This window comes from Bradyrhizobium sp. 141 (genome assembly GCF_023074055.1).
Classification (GTDB): Bacteria; Pseudomonadota; Alphaproteobacteria; order Rhizobiales; family Xanthobacteraceae; genus Bradyrhizobium.
Genome location: NZ_JADPKR010000080.1, coordinates 180,176 through 204,965, shown reverse-complemented (window position 1 = coordinate 204,965; position 24,790 = coordinate 180,176). Strand labels below are relative to the sequence as shown.

Here is a 24,790-nt window from a genome sequence, read left to right as displayed (position 1 = left end):
GCTCAGTCATGGTTCAGGCAATTGTCTTTCTGCCTCTGCTGGGCGCCATTCTGGCCGGCTTCATCGCGCTGTTCGGCGCGCATGCCCGCAATCCCTCAGGCGACGAGCTCGAGCATCACGGCGACCATGGTCACGGTGCGCATGCGCATGCGTCCGATACGATCAACGAGGATGCCTCCGTCATCCACGAGACGCATCATGAGCCCGGCGACGGGCACGATGATCACGGTCATGGCCCGGCCGAGCCGGCGGCGGCTGGCTCGCGCGGCGCCGAGCTGATCACGACGGCTTTGCTGTTCGTCTCGGCGGCGCTGTCCTGGATGACGCTGGTCGATGTCGGCTTCATGCACCACGACTACAGGATCCAGCTGCTGCCCTGGATCTTCTCCGGCGACCTCCAGGTCTGGTGGACGCTGCGGGTCGACACGCTCACGGCCGTGATGCTGGTGGTGGTGACCACCGTGTCCTCGCTCGTGCACCTCTATTCCATCGGCTACATGGACGAGGATCCGAACCGGCCGCGCTTCTTCGGCTATCTCAGCCTGTTCACCTTCGCCATGCTGATGCTGGTGACGGCGGACAACTTGGTGCAGCTGTTCTTCGGCTGGGAAGGCGTGGGTCTGGCGAGCTATCTGCTGATCGGCTTCTGGTACCAGAAGCCGTCGGCGAACGCCGCGGCGATCAAGGCCTTCGTCGTCAACCGCGTCGGCGACTTTGGTTTTGCCCTCGGCATCTTCGCGGTCTTCATGCTGGCCGGCTCGACCGATCTCGAGACGATTTTCCACGCCGCGCCTGGCCTTACCGGCAAGACCATCAACTTCCTCGGCTGGCACGCGGACGCGCTGACCCTGACCTGTCTCCTCCTGTTCATGGGCGCGATGGGCAAGTCGGCGCAGTTCCTGCTGCACACCTGGTTGCCGGACGCGATGGAGGGCCCGACCCCGGTCTCCGCGCTGATCCACGCCGCGACCATGGTCACCGCCGGCGTGTTCATGGTGGCGCGCCTGTCGCCGCTATTCGAGCTCGCCCCGAACGCGCAGGCCGTCGTGATGTTCTTCGGCGCCACCACGGCGTTCTTCGCCGCGACCATCGGCCTCGTCCAGAACGACATCAAGCGCATCGTCGCCTATTCGACCTGTTCGCAGCTCGGCTACATGTTCGTGGCGATGGGAGCAGGGGCCTACTCGGTCGGCATGTTCCATCTGTTCACGCACGCCTTCTTCAAGGCGCTGCTGTTCTTGGGCTCCGGCTCGGTGATCTACGCGATGCACCATGAGCAGGACATCCGCAACATGGGCGGCCTCTGGAAGAAGATCCCCTACACCTATGCGGTGATGGTGGTCGGCACGCTGGCGCTGACCGGCTTCCCGCTCACCGCCGGTTACTTCTCCAAGGACGCGATCATCGAGTCCGCCTACGCCTCGCACAATCCGTTCGGGGTGTACGGCTTCCTGATGACGGTCGTCGCCGCCGGCTTGACCTCGTTCTATTCCTGGCGCCTGATCTTCAAGACCTTCCACGGCGAGCCGCATGACGAGCATCACTACGAGGCCGCGCATGAAGCTCCGATCTGGATGCTGATCCCGATCGGCGTGCTGGCGGTCGGCTCGATCCTGGCCGGTTTCCCGTTCAAGGAATTGTTCGCCGGTCACGGTATCGAGGAGTTCTTCCGCGAGTCCGTGAAGATGAACCCGCACATCATCGAGGAGATGCACCACATCCCCGCGACCATCGCTTTCCTGCCGACGGTGATGATGGTGCTGGGCTTCCTGATCTCGTACCTGTTCTATATCCAGCGGCCTTACATCCCGGTCCAGCTCGCCAAAGAACAGCCGGGGCTGTACCAGTTCCTGCTCAACAAATGGTACTTCGACGAGCTCTACGACGTCATCTTCGTCCGTCCGGCGAAGTGGATCGGCTACCAGCTCTGGAAGAAGGGCGACGGCTTCATCATCGACGGCCTCGGCCCCGACGGCGTCTCGGCCCGCGTGCTGGACGTCACCCGCAACGTCGTGAAGATCCAGACCGGCTATCTCTATCACTACGCGTTTGCCATGCTGATCGGCGCCGCCGGCCTGATCACCTGGTTCATGTTCGGCTTTGGAGGCCAGTAAATGACAACCTGGCCCATTCTTTCGGTCACGACGTTTCTGCCGCTGGTCGGCGCGCTGATCGTCTATCTCAGCCGCGGCGATGACGAGGCGGCCAAGCGCAATTCGCGCTGGATCGCGCTCTGGACCACGCTGATCACCTTCGCGGTGTCGGTGATTCTGGTCATGCGCTTCGACCCGTCGAACCCCGACTTCCAGTTCGTCGAGAAGGCGAATTGGCTTGCCACCGGCATCACCTACCATATGGGCGTCGACGGCATCTCTCTGCCGCTCGTGATCCTCACCACCGCCGTGATGCCGTTCTGCATCATCGCGAGCTGGAAGGCGATCACCAACCGCGTCCGCGAATACATGATGGCGTTCCTGATCCTGGAAACGCTGATGATCGGCACTTTCTCGGCGCTCGATCTCGTGCTGTTCTATCTGTTCTTCGAGGGTGGCCTGATCCCGATGTTCCTGATCATCGGCGTCTGGGGCGGCCCGCGCCGGGTCTATGCATCCTTCAAGTTCTTCCTCTACACGCTGCTCGGCTCGGTCCTGATGCTGCTCGCCATCATGGCGCTGTACTGGAACGGCGGCACCACCGACATCCCGACCCTGATGCACACCGCCGTGCCGCGGTCCTTGCAGACCTGGGCCTGGCTCGCCTTCTTCGCTTCGTTTGCGGTGAAGATGCCGATGTGGCCGGTGCACACCTGGCTTCCCGACGCGCACGTCGAGGCGCCGACCGCGGGCTCGGTGGTCCTGGCCGCGATCCTGCTGAAGATGGGCGGCTACGGCTTCCTGCGCTTCTCGCTGCCGATGTTCCCGCTGGCCTCGCATGATTTTGCGCCGCTGATCTTCACGCTCTCGGCCATCGCCATCATCTACACCTCGCTGGTGGCGCTGATGCAGGAGGACATGAAGAAGCTGATCGCGTACTCCTCGGTCGCGCATATGGGCTTCGTCACCATGGGCATCTTCGCCGGCACCATGCAGGGCGTTGCCGGCGGCGTGTTCCAGATGATCTCGCACGGCATCGTCTCCGGCGCGCTGTTCCTCTGCGTCGGCGTCGTCTACGACCGCCTGCACACCCGCGAGATCGCGGCCTATGGCGGCCTCGTCAACCGGATGCCGCTCTACGCGCTGACCTTCATGGTCTTCACCATGGCCAATGTCGGTCTGCCCGGCACGAGCGGTTTCGTCGGCGAGTTCATGACGCTGCTCGGCACCTTCAAGGTCTCGATCCCGACCGCGTTCTTCGCCAGCTTCGGCGTCATCCTGTCGGCGTGCTACGCGCTGTGGCTCTACCGCAAGGTCGTGTTCGGGGCGCTGGTCAAGCCCTCGCTGGCGAGCATGAAGGATCTCACCTTCCGGGAGTGCTTGACGCTGTTCCCGATGATCGCGCTGACGATCCTGTTCGGCGTCTATCCGAAGCCGGTGCTCGACATGTCGGCCGCCTCGGTCCAGCAACTCGTCAACAATTACAACACCGCTGTGACGGCCGTGAAGGCCGCCGCACTGCTCCAGTGATCGAGCAGGTCAGGATATCGCCATGAGCTTTGAGACTGCAGGTTATCAACTGGCGCCGGTGCTGCCCGAGATCGTGCTCGCGATCGGCGCCATGGCGCTCCTGATGCTCGGCGCCTATCGCGGGCAGGAGACGACCAAGACCGTCACCTCGCTGGCGGTCGTGCTCCTGGTCGTGGTCGGCGTGCTCGAATACATGCTGCCCGCGGGCAAGCATGTGACCTTCGGCGGCAGCTTCATCGTCGACGACTTCGCTCGCTTCATGAAGATCCTCGCCCTGATCGGCTCGGCGGTGACGCTGGTGCTGTCGACCGAGTTCCTGTCCGACCCCTCGCGCCGCATCTTCGAGTACGCCATCCTGGTGCTGCTCTCGACCCTCGGCATGATGGTGCTGATCTCGGCCGGCGACCTGATCTCGCTCTATCTCGGCCTCGAATTGATGTCGCTGGCGCTCTACGTCGTGGCGGCCTCGAACCGCGACAACGCCAAGTCGACCGAAGCCGGTTTGAAGTACTTCGTGCTGGGCGCGCTGTCCTCGGGCATGCTGCTGTACGGCGCCTCGCTCATTTACGGCTTCACCGGTACCGTCAGCTTCACCGGCATCGCGGCGGCCGCGACGGTCTCGAATGTCGGCCTCGTGTTCGGCCTCGTCTTCCTGCTTGTCGGCCTCTGCTTCAAGGTCTCGGCCGTGCCGTTCCACATGTGGACGCCGGACGTGTATGAGGGCGCGCCGACCCCGGTCACCGCCTTCTTCGCTTCGGCGCCGAAGGTGGCCGCGCTTGCCGTGTTCACCCGCGTCACGCTGACCGCATTCCCGGGCATCGTCTCGCAGTGGCAGCAGATCCTGGTGTTCGTGGCGATCGCCTCGATGGCACTGGGTTCGTTCGCCGCGATCGGCCAGAGCAACATCAAGCGCCTGATGGCCTATTCCTCGATCGGCCATATGGGCTTCGCGCTGGTCGGCCTTGCCTCGGGTACGGTCGAGGGCGCGCAGGGCGTCTTGATGTATATCGTGATCTATGTCGCGATGACGCTGGGTTCGTTCTCGATCATCCTCGCGATGCGCCGCAACGGCCAGGCCGTCGAGCAGATCAGCGATTTCGCAGGTCTGTCGCGGACCAATCCGCTGCTCGCCTTCATGTTCGCGATGCTGCTGTTCTCGCTGGCCGGCATCCCGCCGCTCGCCGGCTTCTTCGCCAAATGGTACGTCTTCGTCGCGGCCATCAAGGCGAACCTGTTCACGCTCGCCGTCATCGGCGTCCTGACCAGCGTGGTCGGCGCCTACTACTACCTCGCCATCGTCAAGACGATGTATTTTGACGAGCCGGCCGGCGAGGTCGATCCGGTGCGCGTTGAAGTGAAGACAGTGCTGGCGGTCGCGGGCCTGTTCAACATCCTGTTTGCGCTGTTCGCAGGTCCGGTGGTGAGCGTCGCCTCCGCCGCCGCAAAGTCGCTGTTCTAGGATGGCTTTCGCGCTCGGTCCTCGCGCATCGGCCGCGGGCTACAAGCTCGCGGCGTTCGAACGGACCGGTTCGACCAATACCGAGGCGATCGAGCACGCGAGGGCCGGGGAGCCCGGTCCGATGTGGTTCGTCACATCGGAACAGACCGCCGGTCGCGGCCGCCGTCAGCGCGCCTGGATCGCGCCGAAGGGCAATCTCGCCGCCAGCATCCTCGAAGTCATGGACGTCGCCCCTGCCATCGCCGCCACGCTCGGTTTTGCCGCCGGGCTCGCCGAAGAGGCGGCCCTGGAGAAGGTCAGCCTCGAGGCGGCGCTGCGCCTCGGCGAGGGTCGTCCCCGTTACGCCCTGAAATGGCCCAATGACGTGCTCGCCGGCGGCAAGAAGCTGGTCGGCATTGCGCTCGAAGCCGAGGCCATCGGGGATCGCCTCGCTGTGGTGGCGGGCATCGGCACCAATGTCATCGCTGCACCCGAGGGCACGCCAACGCCCGCCGTGTCCTTGGCTGCGCTCGGCGTCCAGATCAGTGCGGAGGAGCTGTTCTCGGCGCTATCCGACGCCTGGGTCGAGTTCCGAGGTATCTGGGACAATGGCCGCGGCTTTGCCGAGATCCGCAAACTGTGGCTGGAGCGCGCCGCCGGTCTCGGCGAGAAGGTCGCAATCCACACGGGAACGATGACGCTGGAAGGCATTTTTGACACCGTCGACGACACTGGCTGCCTGATCGTCCGCACCGCGGAGGGCCGCCTTGTGCCCGTGGCCGCGGGCGAGGTGTTCTTCGGCCCGGTCGCCTCCGTGGGAGCTGCGTGATGGCGAAGCCCGAGGAACTTGTATTTGCGCCGCTCGGCGGCGTCGGCGAGATCGGCATGAACCTGTCGATCTACGGCCTCGGCAACCGCCAGCAGCGCGCCTGGCTCGCGGTCGATCTCGGCGTTTCCTTCGGCGACGAGGAGCATCTGCCGGGCATCGACCTGATCATGCCCGACATCAGCTTCCTGGAGAAGGAACGCAAGAACCTGATGGGCCTGGTGCTGACCCACGCCCATGAGGACCATTTCGGCGCCATCATCGATCTCTGGCCGAAGCTGAAATGCCCGATCTATGCGACGCAGTTCAGCGCCGCGCTGTTCGAAGCCAAATGCGCCGCCGAGCGCAACGCGCCGAAGATCCCGGTGACGGTGGTGCCGTCGGGCGGGCGTATCGATGTCGGCCCGTTCAACGTGGAATTCATCCCCGTCGCGCATTCGATTCCCGAGGCGCACGCGCTGGCGATCCACACCTCGGCCGGCACGGTGCTGCATACCGGCGACTGGAAGATCGACCCGACCCCGACCCTGGGACGTCCCACCGACGAGAAGCGGCTGCGCGAGCTGGGCGAGGAGGGCCTGCTCGCTCTGATCGGCGATTCCACCAACGCGGTGCGCGACGGTCGCTCGCCCTCGGAAGCCGAGGTCGCCCGGACCATCATCGACCTCGTGAAATCAGCCAAGGGCCGCGTCGCCGTCACGACCTTCGCCTCCAACGTCGCGCGCATCAAGGCCGTGGCCGCCGCCGCGAGAGCCGCCGACCGTGAGGTCGTCGTGGTCGGCCGCGCCATGGAGCGCGTGGTTCAGGTGGCGCGCGAGACCGGCTATCTCGACGGCGTGCAGAATTTCCGCTCGCCCGACATCTACGGCCACCTGCCGCAGGACAAGGTGCTGGCGCTCTGCACCGGCAGCCAGGGCGAGCCGCGCGCGGCGCTGGCGCGCATCGCCAATGACGACCACCCCGAGATCACGCTCAATCGCGGCGACAGCGTCATCTTCTCCTCGCGCACCATCCCGGGGAACGAAAAGGCCGTCGGCTCGATCGTCAACAATCTGGTGCTCCAGGGCGTCGAAATCATCACCGACCGCGACCATCTGGTCCACGTCTCCGGCCATCCCCGTCGCGACGAATTGCGCGACCTGATCGCCTGGACCAGGCCGCAGCTCCTGATCCCCGTCCATGGCGAGGCCCTGCATCTGCACGAGCACGCCAAGCTGGCGCGCGCTGCCGGCGTGCCGCGCGTGCTGGTCTGCCGCAACGGCGATCTCGTCAAGCTCGGCCCCGGCGATCCCGGCATCGTCGGCGAGGTGCCGTCGGGCCGCCTCTACAAGGACGGCACGATCCTGGAGGATTCCAAGTCCCGCGCCGTGGTCGAGCGGCGCCGCATGGCCTTCTCCGGCTGCGCCTTCGTCGCCATCGCCATGACCGAGCAGGGCGAGCTCGCCGACGATCCCGCGGTCGATCTCGTCGGCATCCCCGAGAAGAACAGGGCAGGCGAGCCTTTCGACGACATGGTCTTCGATGCCGTGATGGCGACGATCGAGGGACTGCCGAAGGCGCGCCGCCGCGATGCGGACGCTCTCGCCGAGTCGGTGCGGCGCGCTGTCCGGGCCGTCATCAACGAACATTGGGGCAAAAAGCCCCCCTGTCTGGTACACGTACTGACAGTTTAACGGGAGAGAACCATGCTGGGCCGGCTCAACCATGTCGCCATCGCGACCAAGGATGCCGTCAAGGCCGCCAAGATCTATGGCGCGGCGTTCGGGGCCGAGATTTCCGAGGCCGTCCCGCTGCCCGAGCATGGCGTCACCACCGTGTTCGCGACGCTGCCCAACACCAAGATCGAGTTCATCGAGCCGCTCGGCGAGACCTCGCCGATCGCAAAGTTCCTCGAGCGCAATGCCGACGGCGGCATCCACCATGTCTGCTACGAGGTCGTGGACATCATCGCCTCGCGCGACACGCTGGCGAAGGAGGGCGCGCGGGTGCTCGGTGACGGCGTGCCGAAGATCGGCGCTCACGGCAAGCCGGTGCTGTTCCTGCACCCGAAGGATTTTTCCGGCGCGCTGGTCGAAATCGAGCAGGCATAAGGCCGTCCCATGGCCATCCAGATATCGACCGCGATCGCGATCTACTTCGTCATCTGGTGGGTCGCGCTGTTCCTGACGCTGCCGTTCGGCGTGCGCAGCCAGCACGAGGACGGCGTCGGCGCGCCCGGCACCGACCCCGGCGCCCCGATCCTGACCCGGATGGGCCGCAAGCTGATCTGGACCACGATCATCTCGGCGATCATCTATGGCTTGGGCCTCGCCGCCTATCACGCCGGCTATCTCTCGATCGAGCGCCTGTCGAAGATGATGGGAATGCCGTTTTAGTCACTTTTGCTGACGACATTGTTTTGGGGGACACATGACTTTTCAGAGGATCGTCATTGCGCTTCTGGTGCTGATCGTCGCGGGCCTCGGCGCCATCGGCTATGTCGAGTGGAAGATGGCGGCGCAGGTGCGGACGTTGAAGGCATTCGTTGAGGGCTATGTCTTCAACGAAGCCGTGATGGCCTGCGAGCAGACCAAGAGCTCGACGCCGTTCAAATGGAACGGCGGCAAGAGCACCTCGGTGATCGGCCTGAACTCGGTCAAAACGGACAAATACACCGTCAGCGCCAGCTACACGCTGGTGGCGGACCTCGTTTATTGTGATTACGATCCGATCAAAAGAAAGGCCGAGATCGGCTCGAGCTTCCTGGAGCGGGAGTAACGATCCGGCCGTGCCAAGCATGGGATGGGATCGTCATGGCGCAGGGGCAGGGGGACTACCGGATTCTGCATGAGGCGGCCTTGCGGGATTATCTCGCGGGCTTGCCGGAGCTCAAGGCGGTTCTTGGCGGCGAGCCGGCCCGCTGGACGATCACCGAAGTCGGCGACGGCAATCTCAACCTCGTCTTCATCGTCAAGGGCGCGAGCGGCGGCGTCGCCGTCAAGCAGGCGCTGCCCTATGTCCGCCTCGTCGGCGAAAGCTGGCCGTTGCCGCTGTCGCGGGCCCATCACGAATATCTGGCGCTGTCGAAGCAGGCCCAGCTCGCGCCCGGCCTCGTGCCGGCTTTGCTGCATCACAACGAGAGTCTGGCGCTGACGGTGATGGAGCTGCTCGAGCCCCACATCATCATGCGCAAGGGGCTGGTTGCGGCAACGCAATATCCCGGCTTCGTCGGTGACATCTCAACCTTCATGGCGCGAACGCTGTTCTTCACCTCCGATCTCGCGCTGACCGCGGCCGAGAAGAAGGAGGGCATCGCGGCTTTCGCCGGCAACCACGCGCTCTGCAAGATCACCGAGGATTTGATCTTCACCGATCCCTACCGCATCGCCGAACAAAACCGCTGGACCGCGCCGTATCTCGACGCGCTCGCTGCGAGCCTGCGCGATGACATGGAGCTGCATGTCGCGATCTCCCGGCTCAAGCTGAAGTTTATGGCAAGCCCCGAGGCGCTGCTGCACGGCGACCTCCACACCGGATCGATCATGGTCACGGACAGTCAGACGCGGGTGATCGATCCCGAATTCGCGTTCTATGGCCCGATGGGGTTCGACGTCGGCGCCGTGCTCGCCAACCTCTTGATGGCCTATTTTGCATCGAGCGGCCACGAGCGAGCGCCGGGCGGGCGGGCTGCGTTCGAGGCCTGGGTGCTGGAGACGGTCGAGCAGGTCTGGAACGAGTTTTCCCGCAAATTCCTCGACCTCTGGCGCGCGGGCGCCGCCGGCGACGCCTATCCGGTTTCGCTCTTCGCCAGCGAGAAGGGGGCCGCGCGGCTGGAGGTCGAGCGCCAAACCTACATGCAGCGCCTGTTCACGGATGCGGTCGGCTTCGCCGCCGCAAAAATCACCCGGCGCATCTTCGGCCTCGCCCACAACATCGATTTCGAGCTGATCGAGGATTCGAAGAAGCGCGCCATCAGCGAAGCCCGCGCTGTGCGGCTGGCGCGCGCGATGATGGTGGAGACGGGGGCATTTCGGACGATCGCCGACGTCACCGGCGCCGCGCGAAAATTGCGGGTTTGGCGTCCGGAATTGTCAAGCTGAAGACGTCGCGCCAGCGTTCCGTCATTGCGAGCGCAGCGAAGCAATCCAGACTGCCGCTCCGGGAAGACTCTGGATTGCTTCGTCGCAACGGCTCCTCGCAATGACGGTGGAGAGAGCTGCGCTCGCAATGACGAGGTGAGAGAGGCGCCTTCAATAAAGCCGTATCGGCAGCGGTGCACCCTCAGGACCGACCAGCAGGCCCCAGGTCTCGTCGGCCGCGACCTCGAATTCCCGCTTCTGCGCCGCGCTGCCTTCGAGCTTGAGGGTGACCTTGTACCTGCCCGGCGGCAGATCGATCTTCTGGCTCTCAGGCAATTCGTCCGCGGCGGCGTCGGAGTTGATCAGTTTCTCTCCGGCGTGAGCCGCCAGTCTGATGGTTCGCTCATCGACGGTGATGTCGGCCGCTTCATCCGTCTTGTTGCCGAGCAACAACGTCACTCGGCCCGGCGCCGGCCGGATGCTGGACGTGGCGGCCAACAGCTTGCGCAGCGACAGGTCGGCAATCGTCGTGTTGTCCTGACGGACAAGCCGGAGCAGCGCCGGCCCATCTGACGTCGTGAAGGTGACAACGGCCCTATCAGGCCCGACGACCGCACCGTCGTTTTCAGTCCAGCCGCGCTTTTCGAGTGCAATGCGATAGAAGCCGAGCACGGCCTCGAGACCGAGCGGCGTCTCGACGTGAGCCGACCGGATGAAGGGTGAATTCTTCGCGGTCATCAGGCCCCAACGGTCGGCCAGCGGCAGGCCCACATCGTCGGACATTTTGGCTTCGAACGTTCGGCTGGTGGCCCCCGCCAAAAGCCCGATGGCATCGCAGAGCAGGCGCTCGCCAAGGTAGTCCGGGGCGCAACGGTCCCTGAGGGCCCACCATGTATCGTCGACATACCCGTTGGACCGCGTGGTGTGGGACCAGTTGATATGGATGGTGTTCGTCGGGCGGTCGCGGACAGGGTCCGGCGTGACCGGGATCGCCATCGCCGCCGTCGCGGCGACCAGACTGCCGGCGAGCAGGATACCTAGCTTTCGGCGTTTCATGTTTCCCGCGATCCGTGTTTTTCGCGATTCCTGAGGCTCAGGTAACGATCCAGAGCTTGGTCGCGTCGACCGCGAAAAATGTTCACTGGTCCCGGCCGCCTGATGACGCACCGCGTCAATCGGCGGCTTGTATCGCTGCGGGGATGCAACCCGGTCTCGGAGGTTTCCTCGTTGAAAACGGGCCGCCCTCGGAACCGACATTGGTCTCCATCAAAAACGAAGCTTGCCTTCGACTGGCTGCGAATGATCAAATCTCTGATCGGCATGCACCTGCGTTGTTGGGGGACTCATGATGTTCAGGATGATTGCGATCGTCGCTGGTTTGGGACTGGCGCTCGCCGGATCGGCGGCGGAGGCCCAGACCCCACGCAAGGGCGGAACCATCCGCATGACCGCGCCGTATGGCTCGAGTTTCACGAGCCTCGACATTCACACCACGCAGCGCGCCCAGGACGAGATCTACGCCAAGGCGCTGCATCGCTCGCTCTACATCTGGAATTCCGCTGAGGGTAAGCCGGTGCTGGAACTGGCCAAGGAGGATTTGGTCTCGGGCGGCGGCCTCGTTCACACCTTCAAGCTGCGCGACGACGCCTATTTCCACAACGGCCGCAAGATGACGGCTGACGACGTCATCTGGTCCTACACCCGCATCATGGACGGCACCAAAGCCTTTCCCGGTGCGCGTTTCGTCCGCGTGATCGAGGGCGCGGCCGCGGTCGAGAAGGGCCAGGCCAAGGAGATCTCCGGCCTGAAGAAAATCGACGATTTCACTCTCGAAATGAAGCTGACAGAGAAGGTCGATCCCGGCTTCTACTTCTTCACCGCGCTGACCTCGATCTATCCCGCCGACGAAGGGGCCAAGGAAAGCTTTATCCAGAAGCCGATCGGTCTCGGACCGTTCAAGTTCGTCGAGCACGTGCCGGGATCGCGCATCGTGCTGGAGCGGTGGGAGCGGTTCTACAAGCCCGGCAAGCCCTATGCCGACAAGATCGTCGTGTCGGTCATGGGCGAAGCCGCGGCCCGCGATGTCGCCTTCCGCAACAAGGAGATCGACACCTCGGTGCTGGGGCCGGCGCAATACGTCGCCTATCAATCCGACGCCGCCCTCAAGGGCACCATCGTCGAGGTCGCCGAGGTCTTCACGCGCTACATGGGCATGAATCCCTCGTTCAAGCCGTTCGCCGATAAGCGCGTCCGGCAGGCCATCAACTACGCGATCGACACCGATTTGATCATCAACAAGCTGGTCAAGGGCAAGGCCTACCGCGCCACCAGCTGGCTGCCGCTGACCGCTCCGGCCTACGACAAGGCGATGAAGCCGTACCCCTACGATCCCGCCAAGGCCAAGCAACTGCTCGCCGAGGCCGGCTATCCCAACGGCTTCGAATTTGAATGGACCACCAGCCAGAATGAAAGCTGGGGCCTGCCGATCGTCTCAGCCGTCATCCCGATGCTGGACAAGGTGGGCATCAAGGCCAAGGTCAAGCAGGTCGAGACCGCGGTGCTGGCGGAGGTGGTTCGCAGCGGCGACTATCAGGCCTTCATCTATTCCCAGGCGAGCGGTCCGGATCCGCAGGCCGCGCTCAAATGCTTCCACTCGTCGACGCCGCAGCCGGCCTGCAACTACATGACCTTCAAGAACGCCGAGTTCGACAAGATCGTCGACGAGGCCGGGCAGGCCGACGATCCCGCCAAGCGCATCCAGCTGCTGCAAAAGGCCAATGCGCTGCTCTATGAGGAGGCGCCGGTCTGGTTCTTCAACTACAACAAGGCGGTCATGGCGGTGCAGCCTTGGCTCAAGGGCGTTCAGCTGAATGCGACGGAGCTGACCCATCAGAACGTCGAGGACCTCTGGGTCGACGAGACCTCGCCCGCGAAGTGACGCGCGCTGTCGCGCTCCCTCCATCGCGTCATGTGATGGAGGGAGAGAGGAAAAGTGCCGATGCTCTCGTTCCTGTTCCGTCGACTCCTGCAGACCATTCCGACCGTGCTTGCCGTCGTGCTGCTGGTCTTCGTGCTGTTCAGCGTCGTTCCCGGCAGCATCGCTTCGAGCATGAGCGATGATGCGGATCCCCAGGTCGAGCTGCGCATGAAAAAGCAGCTCGGCCTCGACGATCCCGTCTATGTGCGCTTCGGCGTCTACATTGCCAAGCTCGCGACCGGTGATTTCGGGACCTCGTTCCGAACGCGCGAGCCGGTCACGGCCATGATCGCCAAGCGGGCATGGCCGACGCTGCAACTCATATTTGCCGCCATGGCGTTTGCCGTCGTGATCGGCGTGCCGCTTGGTTTCATCGCAGCGCTCCGCCCCGGCGGTATCGTCGACACGCTTGCGATGGTCGTGGCGGTCTCGGGCCTGTCCATCGCCAAATTCTGGCTCGGACTGGTGCTGATGTATCTATTTGCGTTGAAGCTCGGCTGGCTGCCGAGTTTTGGCTATGGCGACGGCGGACTGAAATATCTGCTATTGCCGGCCGTGACGCTCGGTGTCTCGCCCATGGCGCTTTTCGCCCGCACCACCCGCGCCGCGGTCCTCGAGATCATGACCGCTGATTTCGTCCGCACCGCACGCTCGAAGGGCATGAGCGAGACCAGGGTCGTGAAGTGGCACGTGATGCGCAATGCGCTCGTCATCATCCTCACGACCGTCGGCCTGCAATTCGGCGGACTGATGGGGCAGGCCGTCGTCGTCGAAAAGCTGTTCTCCTGGCCAGGCATCGGCTCACTACTGGTCGACAGCGTGCTCCAGCGTGACATTCCAGCCGTCCAGGGCTCCATTCTCGTGGTGGTGCTGGCCTTTCTCGCGATCAATCTGCTGATCGACGTGCTCTACGGCGTGATCGATCCCAGGATCAGATACGCATGAAGCTCCGCGCCAATCTCGTCATCGGTGGGGTGTTGTTCGCGCTTGCGATCTTCGTCGGCCTGCTAGCGCCCTGGCTGGCGCACACCGATCCCGTCATGGACGCCAACCTCATGAACGCGGAGGAGCCGCCGAGCTGGACCTGGTGGTTCGGGACCGATGACCAGGGCCGCGATATCTATTCCCGCGTCGTGTACGGCGCGCGGGTCTCGCTGACGGTTGGCATCATCTCGCAGCTGATCAACAGCGTCATCGGCGTGGCCCTGGGCCTGAGCGCCGGCTATTGGGGCGGCTGGTGGGACGATGTCGTCAACGCCCTGACCAATGTCATGCTCGCGATCCCCTCGCTGATCTTCGCGCTCGCCATCATGGCGGTGCTCGGTCCTGGCCTGACGAGCCTGCTCATCGCTCTCGGTCTGACCAACTGGTCCTTCACCTGCCGGATCGCACGGGCCTCGGCGCTGTCGCTCAGGAGCCAGGGTTATGTGCAGGCAGCAACCGTGCTCGGCTATGGCGATTTGCGGATCATGATCACGCAGCTGCTACCCAACATGCTCGGACCGATCGTCGTCATCGGCACGCTCGGCATGGGCAGCGCGGTGCTGTCCGAGGCCGCATTGTCGTTCCTCGGCCTCGGCGTCCGTCCGCCTTTTCCGAGCTGGGGCAGCATGCTGTCGGAAGCCCGCGAGCAGATCACGACGGCGCCGTGGCTCTCGATCTTTCCGGGCCTTGCCATCTTCCTGACGGTGCTCGGCCTCAATTTGCTCGGCGACGGCCTGCGCGACATCCTCGATCCCCAATCGCGGAGCCGGCGGACATGACCGGCACGCCGCTGATCGAAGTCGAGGATCTGCGCATCGATCTCGATGACGGGTCCAGGCGCGTTGCGGCAGCCGAGGGCGTTTCGTTCCGCATCGATCGCGGCGAGACGTTTGGCCTCGTCGGCGAATCCGGCTGCGGCAAGAGCATCACGGCGCTCGCTTTGATCGGCCTGTTGCGGCACCCCTTGTCGATCGGCGGCGGCGTCATCCGGTTCGAGGGGCGGGAGATCCAGCACCTGTCCGCCGCCAGGCAGCGGGAGCTCCGCGGCAATCGCATCGCCATGATCTTCCAGGAGCCGATGACGGCGCTGAACCCGGTCTCACCCGTAGGCCGGCAGATCGCCGAGATGTTCGTGCTGCACAAGGGCAAGAGCTGGCGGGAGGCCGACCAACTCGCGGTCGAGGCGCTGGCGAGTGTGCGCGTTCCCGCACCCGAGCGGCGCGTAAAGGACTATCCGCATCAGCTGTCCGGCGGCATGCGCCAGCGCGTGATGATCGCCATCGCGCTCGCATGCGGCCCGGATCTGCTGATCGCCGACGAGCCGACCACCGCGCTCGACGTGACCGTGCAGGCCGAAATCATCGAACTGATGCGGAATTTGTGCGCGGAGCGAGGAACGGCGACCCTGATGATCAGCCACGATCTCGGTCTGGTCGCCAATGTCTGCCGCCGCGTCGCCGTCATGTATGCCGGCCGCATCGTCGAGGAGCGCGGCTCGGCGGATATCTTCCGCTCGCCCTCGCATCCCTATACGCAAGGCCTGGTCGCCTCGCTGCCGCGGCTCGGCAGCCGCGCCGCGCTCGGGCGCAGCAGGCTCAAGGAGATCGCGGGCGTCGTCCCGGCCATCACGAATTTCCCTGATGGCTGCCGGTTCAACCCGCGCTGCGCGCAGGCGACCGATATTTGCCGGACCCGCGCGCCGGAGACAGATCCGCTGGAGGCGGGCGGTCTGGTCAGGTGTCATCACCATGCATGAGCCGCAACTCGTGCAGGGCAAGGCGAGGCCGGACGACGATCTCATCCTCGGCGTCGAGGATCTCGCGGTGCATTTTCCGCTGGGCGGCGGCTTGCTGGGCGGCGGCCGGCGGCTGCTCCGGGCCGTCGACGGCGTCGACCTCAGCTTGAGGCGGGGTGAATGCCTCGGCCTCGTCGGCGAGTCCGGCTCCGGCAAGTCGACGGTCGCATTGTCGATCCTCGGCCTCCTGACGCCGACGCGCGGCCGCATCGTGCTGGATGGCGAGGTCGTCACGAACCGGCAATCCGGCGATCGCAAGGCGTTGGCCCGCACCGTGCAGATGGTGTTTCAGGATCCCTACGCTTCGCTCAATCCGCGCCAGACCGTGCGTCGCACGCTTGAAGATCCGCTGCGCGTGCACGGCGTGACCGCGAAAAGCGAGATCGAGGATCGCGTTGCGACGATGCTGCGACATGTGGGCCTGCGGCCGGAACAGTCGGGCCGCTACCCGCATGAATTCTCCGGCGGCCAGCGCCAGCGCATTGGCATTGCGCGCGCCCTGATCCTCAATCCCAAGATCGTCATCTGCGACGAACCGGTCTCGGCGCTCGACGTCTCCATCCGCGCCCAGATCATCAATCTGCTGCTGGAGTTGAAGGAGACGCTCGGCCTCTCCTACATCATGATCAGCCACGACCTCGGCGTCGTCGAGCACATGAGCGACAGGGTCGCCGTGATGTATCTCGGCCGCATCGTCGAGAACGGCGACTGGCGCGAGATATTCGAACGCCCGGCGCACCCGTACACGCAAGCCCTGATCGCCGCCATCCCCGATCCGCTGCGCCACGCACCGCTGGCGACGACGGGCGGCGATCTTCCCAACCCGCTCAACCCGCCGAACGGATGCGCCTTCAGCCCGCGCTGTCGGTATGCGGAAGACATGTGCCGGAGAGAGCCGGGGCCGTCGCTGGAGACGCGCGCCGACGGGCATGCGGTGAGGTGCTGGCGGAGTGAGGAGATCGGTGCAGCGAGCCTCGCTCTATCTCCGTCACCCTAAGGTGGCCGTTTCTTCAGCGGCCCTCGAAGGGCGATGGCCCCGGCCTGTGCATCTCGGCCGTTCATCCTTCGAGGCTCCGCATGCGATGCTTTTCGCATCGCTCGCCTCGCACCTCAGGATGACGGGTCATCGCTTGCGGTGAACTGCGAAGTTCGAAGTGCTCCGCTCACCTCAGCCCGGCCAATACGACGTCGCGGATCACCCGGATCGGCGGCATCCATTGCTTCTCGTCGGCGTAATTTCCGCAGGTGATGGCGACCACGACGCCGAGGTCAGCCATTGCGAACAGACGCTGGCCGCCATAGCCGAAGCCGCCGACCCAGTGTGTGATCGGGCGGTTCGGCGGATGGCCGTACTGCAGATCGCCGCTGTACCAGAAATAGCCGTATCGGCGCTGCTCGTCGCAGGGCACGCAGGGCTGGAACGATTTCGCGAGCCAGTCCGCCGAAACGATCTGACGCCCGTCCCATTGCCCGCGGTTGAGGATCAATTGGCCGATGCGGGCAAGATCGCGCGGCGTCATGCGCAGGCCGGATGCGGGCGCGGGTTGCCCGTTGAATCCCTTGGTCCATTCGGTCGGGCCGATACCTATAAGATCGAACAGGTTTGCGCGCGCAAAATCCGGCAGCGATTGGCCGACGCCTTTCACCAGCAACTGTCCGATGAGTTCGGTGCCGGCCGCGCCGTAGATCCAGCGCGTGCCCGGATCGGAAATGAAGGGGCGGCTGAAGATGTAGCGCAGGCGATCGGGCGCCTTCTCCATCTGAATTTCGCTGTTGTTCGGCTCCTGGTAGGGAATGTCCTCGTTCCAGTCGAACCCCAGCGTCATGGTGAGCGCGTGCGCGATGGTGAGACGCTGGAGGCGGGGATCAGTAGCGGCGTCGGCATAGTCGGGGAATTGCGCGATCAGCTTCTGGTCAGGTGCGGGCACCTTGCCGAGATCGAGCGCGATACCATAGAGCAGGCCGAGAATGCTTTTCGTGACCGAGCGCAGGTCGTGCAGCGTTTCGGGACCGAACGCGACGCGGCCGCGAGGAGCGCCCCAGACTTCATCCTCGCCGGCGAAATAACGTTCGAGCACGAGCTTGCCCATGCGCGTCACGACGACGCCATGCAGGCCCCAGGCGCGATTGTCCGTGATCAGCTTGTCGAGCCGCGCATCGAGATCAGGCGCAAAGCCTGCATCGGGCGGCGTTACCGACTGCCACTCGAATAGAGCGGCCGCAAGCGGGTTTGTCGCCATGAGAAGGGCTCCCCCACCCATGAGAACGGTTCGACGATCGATTGCAGCCATCACGAGCTCAGGGCTCCCCCAGACATAAGACCGGCGTCACGTTGAATTTGTGATCCTGTTTCGCCCGACGTGTCAAACGTCCTTCGCGCCAGCTCAAACCACGGCCTGTCAGCAAGCCCCCTCAGCGTCCGCTGATGCCGACCAGGCGAGGGCGGTGGCTTGCGCGCGGCTTCTCAGCCTGCAGGGTGCGCAGCCATTCGCGAAAACTGACGACCTCGGGGCAGTCCGCCGTGCCTTCGGGCGCAACCAGCCAATCACCCAAACCCGATCCCTCATCGATCCGGTCGCAGCGATAGCCGGGATGGTGGCCAAGACCGCGAGCTATCAGCAGGTCGACCTTGCCTTCGACCAGCTCGTGCAGGCCGGCGGGCTGCAGCACCCGCAGACCGATCTCCGCATGCGTGCTGCGAAACTCTTCCAACGCGAGGCGGCGCAGGTCGAGGCTGCCATGGACCCCCAATTGCAGCAGCACCGCACCTGCCGGCTTCAGCTGTGAGGTCGCCTCTGCAATGTGACGAAAGCCTTCGGATATCCCGGGCAGATAGGCCTGGCCGGCCGCGGTGAGGATGAGCTGCTTATGCAGCCGATCGAACAGGCGCACGCCGAGGCGTGCCTCCAGCGCCTTCACCTGCTGCCCCACGGCGGCCGGCGTCACATGCAACTCGTGCGCGGCGAGCTTGAAGCTGAGATGCCGGGCGGCGGCCTCGAAGGCGAGGAGCGCGTTGAGTGGGGGAAGGGCGTAGGTCATCGCGCCGCACTTTGACACCGATGGAGCACGGCCTTGCAATAGATTTTCTTGCGCTGAACCGCAGGAATGATGCTTTGCGCCGCCGCGATGCCGCCGGATAGGGTTCGGCCCGCAACCCGGAGAAGCCCATGCCCCCAGCTCACATCGTCAGCCACAATCCTGCAACGGTCCACGCGCCCGCCGGCGGCTACAGCATGGGACTTGAACTGAAGCAGCATCGCCGCCTGTTGTTCATCAGCGGCCAGGTGCCTGAAAGCTCCGACGGCGCCGTGCCCGAAGGCTTTGAGGCGCAATGCGAGCAGGCCTGGCGCAACGTCAAGGAAGTGCTCGCCGCAGCCGGCCTCGGCGTCGCGCATCTAGTCAAGGTCACGACGTTCCTGACTGACCGCAACCAGGTTGTGACCAACCGTACCATTCGGCGCGCGATGCTCGGCGATCATCAGCCCGCGTTAACTGTCGTGATCGTCGAGACCGTTGACAGCAAATGGCTGCTGGAGATCGAGGCGATCGCCGCGGAATGAAGTGACAGTCCAACCCGATCGAGAAACATCCAATGCCTGAGACGATCCATCCCTTTTACGAAGCGCATCGCGGTGCCATGGAAGCCGTCATGCGCCATCGGCTCGACCTCGCCGAAACGATGTTGTCCAAGCGTGCCCTTCTGTCCGATACCAACGCCATCCGGCGGGAGGTGATGGACGAATTCGAGCTCGTGCTCACCCAAATGCCCTATGTCGGGGGCGCGGCAAGCCGCATGAGCGATTTCTTCATGCGTCTCATGGGCTTCATGGCCATCAGCCGCGTGCTCCGGCGACACGGCGTGCCGCTGCCCGTGATCGGCGACATCGAGCGGGAAACCTACAAGGCACAATTGCTCACGGTGCCCGAGGCGGAGCGTCTCGCCGCGGGGCGCCAATTCATGTCGCCGGAGAACCAGGCGTTGCTCCGCGAGCAGGCCGCAGAAAGCGTCACGAAGAGCCATCGGGACGCGTTTCCGGGAGATTTCGTCTACGATTTCGTCGAACCGGGCCCGGGTGACCACTTTGAGTTCGGTATCGACTACAAGGCTTGCGGCTTCTGCAAATTCGCCGCGCGCCACGGAGACAAGGACATCCTGACGAACATCTGCGGGCTCGATTTCGACGCCTACGCAACGCGCGGCATCCGCCTGGAGCGGACGCAAACGCTGGCCGGCGGCGCAGACCACTGCGATTTCAGATTTTCGCGGCTAGCGGATATCGAACCGTCACCCTGAGGTGCCGGAGCCTTGCGGCGCAATTGCGCCGCTGGGCGGAGGCCTCGAAGGGCGATGGCCCGGCTGAATCTCGGCCTTCATCCTTCGAGGCTCCGCAGGCGATGCGTTCGCATCGCCTGCCTCGCACCTCAGGGCGACGGATCACCCTTTGTGCGTCGCCGGCAAGCCATTGATTCCGCTAGCCCCGGCTACTGTGCATGGGGTTGTTTTCGCACTTTTTGTTTTGAGGGAAGGCTACTCCGCCGCTTTTTCCCTCAGTCGCTGCGCATAGACGTTGATGACCAGTGCTGCCAGCAGGATCAGGCCGCGGATCAGGATCTTCAGGAAACTGTCGATGTTGACGTGGTCGAGGCCGTTGTTGAGAACGCCGAGAACCAAAAGCCCGACGATGGTGTTGCCGATGCCGCCGCGGCCGCCGAACAGGCTGGTGCCGCCGACGACGACGGCGGCGATGGAGTCGAGCAGATAGGTGTCGAACTCGTTCTGCTGCGCGCTGCCGAAATGGGCGACGCCAAGCATGCCGCCGATGCCGGAGCAGACCGCCGAGATCACCATGACGGCGCCGAGGATGAGCTTGACGTTGAGGCCGGAATATTCGGCCGCCTCGCGATTGCCCCCGACCATGTAGACGTAGCGGCCGAAGCGCGTGTAGGTCAGCACCAGATGGCCGGCGAGCAGCATGATAGCTGCGACGATGACGAGCCAGGGGATGCCGCCGATCGAGCCCGAGCCGAGCGTCGTGATCAGGCTCGGAACCTTGTAGGCGATCTGGCCGCGCACCAGCAGCGCCGAGATGCCGGCGGCGATCTGCATCATCGCCAGCGTCATGATGAAGGAGGGGATTCCGATCACGGTCAGCCCGAGCGCATTGACGAGGCCGAGCAGGGCGCAGAGCAGGATCGACACGATGATCGCGACGGCGCCGGGCAGCGGGATGTTGGCGATGTTGACGTAGGAGTCCTGGAGCGTGAAGTAGGCGACCGCGATGCCGGTGACGTTGGCAATGCTGGCGATCGACAGATCGATCTCCGCGCACAGGATCACGAAGGTGAGGCCGACCGCGATGATGCCTGTCACCGACACCTGGGTCAGGATGTTGCCGAGATTGTCCAGTGTCGCGAAGGAGGGGCTGGCGAAGGCGAAGAAGCCGGACAGGAAGATCAGCGTCAGGAACGGCGCGATGTTGCGCATCTGCGAGCGCAGGAAGGGCGCGAGGCCCCGCGCCCGCTGACCAGCCGCCGGAACCGTTTCACTGCTCGCCATGGTGCTTCTCCGTCACGCCGCTTCCAGCAGGCGGTCCTTGCTGACCGGCTCGTTCCTGAATTCCCGTACCACTGCGCCGCGCTTGAGCACGAGAATGCGGTCGGCCAGCGACAGCACCGTTTCCGGCTCGGTCGACAGCACGATGATCGCAAGGCCCTTGGCGCGGAGGTCGCGGACGATGTTGATGACGTCGTTCTTGGCGCCGACATCCATGCCGCGGGTCGGCTCGCACAGCACCAGCAGCTTGGGCGGGTAGGTCAGCCACTTTGCCAACGCGACCTTCTGCTGGTTGCCGCCGGAGAGCATGCCGAGGTCGAGGCCGACCACCGGCGGCCTGATCTGGAGTTGCTCGACCTGGCGCTGCGCAATGTCGCGCTCCTGGGCCGGCTTCAGCAGCAGGGCCGAGATACGGTCCAGAATGCTGATCGAGATATTCTTGTAGACCGGCTCCTGGTGAAACAGCATGTCGCGCCGGCTTTCGGGCACCAGCGCCACCCCGGCACGCCGCGCTGCCGCCGTGCTGGCGAAGGTCTTTGGCCTTCCCTCGACGGCGAGCGTGCCGCTGTCCGGCTTCAGCTTGCCGAACAGGATACGCGACAGCTCCTGCTGGCCGCAGCCCATGAAGCCGTAGATGCCGAGCACTTCGCCGGCACGGGCCTCGAAGGAGACGTCCTGAAGACTGCGGGCGAGGGACAGCTGGTCGACTTTCAGGATCACCGAGCTTCCGCTCGGCTGTGGCAACATCAGATCGTCGGTGTAGCTGTGCTCGAGCGCCTCGCCGCCGCGGCCGATCATCGCTTCGATCAGGGCGCCCTTGCTGGTCGCGGCGCTCGCTGTCTCCGCAACCTTCCGTCCGTTGCGGAACACAGTCACCGTGTCGGACACGCGCAAAATGTCCTCGATGAAATGCGAGATGAAGACGATGGCAGTGCCTTCCTCGCGTAATCGTCGGAGTGTTGAGAAGAGCCGCTCGACCTCGGGCGGGGAGAGGGCGGAGGTCGGCTCGTCCAGGATGACGATGCGAGCGCCGGAGAACAGCACGCGGGCGATCTCGATCAGCTGCTGCAGCCCGATGGGTAAGTCGCCGAGCCTGCTCATCGGATCGACGTCGATGCCGAAGCGGGCGAGCTGCTCGCCGGCCTCGCGCGCCATGCGCCGCCATTGCACGAGGCCAAACCGGTTGGTCGGCTGGTTGCCGAGGAAGACGTTCTCGGCGACCGTGAGGTCAGGCGCGACAGAGAGCTCCTGATGCACCATGGCGATGCCGGCCGCGTGCGCGTCGCGGGCCGAACGGAAATGCGTTTCCGCGCCGTCGATCAGGAAGCGGCCGGAGAACTCGGTGTGCACGCCGGCGATGATTTTCATCAGCGTGCTTTTCCCAGCGCCGTTCTCGCCGACGAGACCGTGGATCTCGCCGGGAAGAAGCGCGAAGTCGACACCACGAAGCGCTTCGACACCGCCGAAGCTCTTCGTGATGCCCTGCAGTTCAAGGATGGGCGAGCGACCCTCTGACATGAAGGTTCAGATCTTGCAGGCTCAGATCAGGAAGTGATCCTGCATCCACTGCATCCCGGCGGCGTTGGCCTTGGTCACGACCGGGCCGTCAGTGACGACGTTCTTGGGAATGCCCTGTCCGCTCTTCTCGCCGCCGACCACGGCCGAGACGCCCGCGATGATGGCGCCGCCATGGATGCGGCATGAGGGATTGCGGACGGTCGCGAACATGCGGCCTTCGCTCACCGCCTGGATCGCCGGCGGCATGGCGTCGACGCCGCCGATCAGGATGTTGGTGCGGCCCCGTGCCTTCATGATGTTGGCGGCGGCGAGCGCCATGTCGTCATTGTGGAAGAACGCCGCATCGATCTGCGGATACTTGGTCAGATACGTTTCCCAAAGACGCGCCGTCTTGGAGACGTCCCAGTCGGCCGGCTGGGTGTCGAGCACCTCGATCCCCGGGAATTGCTTGACCACCGAGGTGAAGCCCTTGGCCCGTCCTTGCGCGCCGGTATGGCCGAGCGCGCCTTGCGTCATGATGATCTTGCCCTTGCCGCCCATGGCGTTGCAGAGGGCCTGGGTCACCGAAGCGCCCATGAACTCGTTGTCGGGAGCGAGGAAGGAGTGGACGTTGATCTGATCGAGCGGCGCAATCAGCGTGTCCATGTCGATCATCGGCGTGCCGGCGTCGATCATCTTCTGCACGGGTTGGGTGAGGGTGCCGATGCCGAAGGCCTGGATCGCGACGAAATCCCATTTCTGCGAGGCCATGTTGTCGATCGCCGCGCGCTGCTTCACGGCGTCGAGCTGGCCATCGAACCAGGTGACCTCGACGTTGAACAGCTTGCCCCAGAATTCGGCGGCCTGCTTGCCCTGCGCGCACCAGGTGGCCTGGAGGCCCGCATTGGAGAACGCCGCCTTCAGTGGTTTCTCGCTGCGTCCGACTTCGGCGGCCAGTGCTGGATTTATGCCCATGCTGCCGAAGAGGGCAGCTCCGGCGCCGGCGGTCGCTGCCGCCTGAAGAAGATCGCGCCTCGTCGTCGAGAAATCTTTCGTCCCGGACATCGCTCGCTCCCATACATTTTATCGTCGGCGCGTCATTGATTGCGCGACCGATGTCCGAAAGTGTCTCACAAGAGTTGACGCCACTCAATCTGCAATCACTCGCCATCGCAGCAAGCCGGGTTGGTGCAGCGCAAAGCGTCAGGCCGTCGTCCCGGTGAGTGCGTCGATGTCGACGAGCAATGTGTCCCAGGCCTGCGCGATCTCGGTTGACCATTCATCGCCGAGCAGATCGCGCAGCGTATCCCTGATGATAGTGAAGAAGGCGCTGAACAGCTGGCGCGACGTGCCATAGGCGTCGTGGGAGGCGACCTCGCAGGCAATCAGCCGGAAATGGCCATGACGCGCGCCGGCGAAATCGAGAATGGCCGCGATCGTCAGCGCGAGCATCGAGCCCTTCACGAGGTCACTGCCGTCCGAGCGGAACATCGCTTGTGCTTCGGGATGCGCGTCGAACAGGCGTTGGTAGACGAGGGGCGTGAGATCCGCGCAGCGCGAGGCCGCGAGTTCGAAGCTGATTTCGATCGGATGGGACGAAGCCTTCATCGGGACTTCAGCCTCGTGGACAAAAAAAGAGCGGGGCCCTAGCCCCGCTCAAAAATTGTGTCGACCCTATTTTCCCCGATTCTAAGATTTGCTCTTGATTGACGGGGCGACGCTGCGTTTTGCGCGCCAGGGGCTCCTCCCGAGACTTGGACCACCAGACTTCGACCTCACGGTCTGTCTGAGCAAGAGGATGCTAGATCAACTTTTCTCACTTGTCATCATTTTCGGCAACGAATGTTCAAAATTCGAGCAGTTGACGAAATGATCGGGCTTTTTGCCTCCCAAGTATATGACAAATATAAGAAATCTGTGGGTGGCGGGGCGGTTTGACATGCCTCAAATGCCCGACTCCGGTCCCGTGGTGGGTTAGTTCCGCCCACGGTTCTCGACCAAATTTGCGCTGGGCCAAGAAGGCGGCGGAACTGTCCTC

At 64.2% G+C, this 24,790-nt stretch carries 23 protein-coding genes; 16 read left to right on the top strand and 7 right to left on the bottom strand.

From position 1 onward, the window contains the following. Positions 1-8 precede the first annotated feature (8 nt). Genes nuoL through mtnK form a run of 9 tightly spaced genes read left to right on the top strand, consistent with a single transcriptional unit; the run spans position 9 to position 9,966 of the window. Complete coding sequence (nuoL, locus tag IVA81_RS21790; protein WP_247321737.1) at positions 9-2,114, top strand: NADH-quinone oxidoreductase subunit L; 2,106 nt, start codon at positions 9-11, stop codon at positions 2,112-2,114. Then, the gene (locus IVA81_RS21785; protein ID WP_247321735.1) at positions 2,115-3,623 is read left to right on the top strand and encodes an NADH-quinone oxidoreductase subunit M; all 1,509 of its coding nucleotides are present in this window, start codon (positions 2,115-2,117) and stop codon (positions 3,621-3,623) included. It abuts the gene before it with no gap. A gap of 22 nt (positions 3,624-3,645) precedes the next feature. Beyond that, a complete protein-coding gene (gene nuoN, locus IVA81_RS21780) occupies positions 3,646-5,082 on the top strand; it encodes an NADH-quinone oxidoreductase subunit NuoN (RefSeq protein WP_247321725.1) in 1,437 nt (478 codons plus the stop codon). Position 5,083: 1 nt separating this feature from the next. Continuing rightward, positions 5,084-5,890, top strand: coding sequence for a biotin--[acetyl-CoA-carboxylase] ligase (locus tag IVA81_RS21775; RefSeq protein WP_247321723.1), 807 nt, complete (start codon positions 5,084-5,086; stop codon positions 5,888-5,890). Next, complete coding sequence (locus tag IVA81_RS21770; protein WP_247321721.1) at positions 5,890-7,560, top strand: ribonuclease J; 1,671 nt, start codon at positions 5,890-5,892, stop codon at positions 7,558-7,560. The genes IVA81_RS21775 and IVA81_RS21770 overlap by 1 nt, the downstream gene beginning before the upstream one ends. Before the next feature lie 12 nt (positions 7,561-7,572). Then, entirely contained in the window at positions 7,573-7,977 is a 405-nt protein-coding gene (gene mce / locus IVA81_RS21765) for a methylmalonyl-CoA epimerase (RefSeq protein WP_247321720.1), read from the top strand. A 9-nt stretch (positions 7,978-7,986) separates the two neighbouring features. Next, positions 7,987-8,262, top strand: a complete 276-nt coding sequence (locus IVA81_RS21760) for a DUF1467 family protein (RefSeq protein WP_247321719.1) — start codon at positions 7,987-7,989, stop codon at positions 8,260-8,262. Positions 8,263-8,296: 34 nt separating this feature from the next. Beyond that, a complete protein-coding gene (locus tag IVA81_RS21755; RefSeq protein ID WP_247321718.1) occupies positions 8,297-8,644 on the top strand; it encodes a hypothetical protein in 348 nt (115 codons plus the stop codon). A gap of 35 nt (positions 8,645-8,679) precedes the next feature. Continuing rightward, entirely contained in the window at positions 8,680-9,966 is a 1,287-nt protein-coding gene (gene mtnK, locus IVA81_RS21750; protein ID WP_247321717.1) for an S-methyl-5-thioribose kinase, read from the top strand. Between the two features lie 150 nt (positions 9,967-10,116). Here the strand turns inward: mtnK and IVA81_RS21745 are convergent, their stop codons facing one another. Continuing rightward, complete coding sequence (locus IVA81_RS21745; protein WP_247321716.1) at positions 10,117-11,001, bottom strand: hypothetical protein; 885 nt, start codon at positions 10,999-11,001, stop codon at positions 10,117-10,119. Between the two features lie 289 nt (positions 11,002-11,290). On the opposite strand from IVA81_RS21745, the gene IVA81_RS21740 reads away from it, so the two are divergent. The 5 genes from IVA81_RS21740 to IVA81_RS21720 are packed head-to-tail and all read left to right on the top strand — an operon-like array spanning position 11,291 to position 16,698. Further along, positions 11,291-12,883: an ABC transporter substrate-binding protein gene (locus IVA81_RS21740; RefSeq protein ID WP_247321715.1), complete on the top strand. Its 1,593-nt coding sequence runs from the start codon at positions 11,291-11,293 to the stop codon at positions 12,881-12,883. 60 nt (positions 12,884-12,943) lie between these two features. Further along, the gene (locus IVA81_RS21735; protein ID WP_247321852.1) at positions 12,944-13,867 is read left to right on the top strand and encodes an ABC transporter permease; all 924 of its coding nucleotides are present in this window, start codon (positions 12,944-12,946) and stop codon (positions 13,865-13,867) included. After that, on the top strand, positions 13,864-14,685 hold the full coding sequence (locus IVA81_RS21730) for an ABC transporter permease (protein ID WP_247321714.1): 822 nt from the start codon (positions 13,864-13,866) through the stop codon (positions 14,683-14,685). The genes IVA81_RS21735 and IVA81_RS21730 overlap by 4 nt, the downstream gene beginning before the upstream one ends. Next, positions 14,682-15,662, top strand: a complete 981-nt coding sequence (locus IVA81_RS21725) for an ABC transporter ATP-binding protein (protein ID WP_247321713.1) — start codon at positions 14,682-14,684, stop codon at positions 15,660-15,662. Before IVA81_RS21730 ends, IVA81_RS21725 begins: the two co-directional genes overlap by 4 nt. Further along, on the top strand, positions 15,655-16,698 hold the full coding sequence (locus tag IVA81_RS21720; protein WP_247321712.1) for an oligopeptide/dipeptide ABC transporter ATP-binding protein: 1,044 nt from the start codon (positions 15,655-15,657) through the stop codon (positions 16,696-16,698). Before IVA81_RS21725 ends, IVA81_RS21720 begins: the two co-directional genes overlap by 8 nt. 166 nt (positions 16,699-16,864) lie before the next feature. On the opposite strand, the gene IVA81_RS21715 is transcribed toward IVA81_RS21720, so the two are convergent. Continuing rightward, positions 16,865-17,941, bottom strand: a complete 1,077-nt coding sequence (locus IVA81_RS21715) for a serine hydrolase (RefSeq protein WP_247321709.1) — start codon at positions 17,939-17,941, stop codon at positions 16,865-16,867. A gap of 172 nt (positions 17,942-18,113) precedes the next feature. After that, complete coding sequence (locus tag IVA81_RS21710; protein WP_247321707.1) at positions 18,114-18,740, bottom strand: LysR family transcriptional regulator; 627 nt, start codon at positions 18,738-18,740, stop codon at positions 18,114-18,116. Positions 18,741-18,868: 128 nt separating this feature from the next. On the opposite strand from IVA81_RS21710, the gene IVA81_RS21705 reads away from it, so the two are divergent. Continuing rightward, positions 18,869-19,261: a RidA family protein gene (locus IVA81_RS21705; protein ID WP_247321705.1), complete on the top strand. Its 393-nt coding sequence runs from the start codon at positions 18,869-18,871 to the stop codon at positions 19,259-19,261. Between the two features lie 32 nt (positions 19,262-19,293). Continuing rightward, the gene (locus IVA81_RS21700) at positions 19,294-19,995 is read left to right on the top strand and encodes an L-2-amino-thiazoline-4-carboxylic acid hydrolase (protein WP_247321703.1); all 702 of its coding nucleotides are present in this window, start codon (positions 19,294-19,296) and stop codon (positions 19,993-19,995) included. Between the two features lie 234 nt (positions 19,996-20,229). Here IVA81_RS21700 and IVA81_RS21695 read toward each other — a convergent pair whose 3' ends face one another. The 4 genes from IVA81_RS21695 to IVA81_RS21680 all read right to left on the bottom strand — a co-directional run bounded on the left by IVA81_RS21695 (position 20,230) and on the right by IVA81_RS21680 (position 24,360). Next, positions 20,230-21,258, bottom strand: coding sequence for an ABC transporter permease (locus IVA81_RS21695; RefSeq protein WP_247321700.1), 1,029 nt, complete (start codon positions 21,256-21,258; stop codon positions 20,230-20,232). 12 nt (positions 21,259-21,270) lie between these two features. After that, on the bottom strand, positions 21,271-22,773 hold the full coding sequence (locus tag IVA81_RS21690) for a sugar ABC transporter ATP-binding protein (RefSeq protein WP_247321698.1): 1,503 nt from the start codon (positions 22,771-22,773) through the stop codon (positions 21,271-21,273). Between the two features lie 21 nt (positions 22,774-22,794). Further along, positions 22,795-23,817 carry a sugar ABC transporter substrate-binding protein gene (locus IVA81_RS21685; RefSeq protein ID WP_247321696.1) on the bottom strand — a complete coding sequence of 341 codons (1,023 nt, stop codon included), beginning with the start codon at positions 23,815-23,817 and terminating at the stop codon, positions 22,795-22,797. A gap of 138 nt (positions 23,818-23,955) precedes the next feature. Further along, complete coding sequence (locus IVA81_RS21680; RefSeq protein WP_247321694.1) at positions 23,956-24,360, bottom strand: globin; 405 nt, start codon at positions 24,358-24,360, stop codon at positions 23,956-23,958. Positions 24,361-24,790 lie beyond the last annotated feature (430 nt).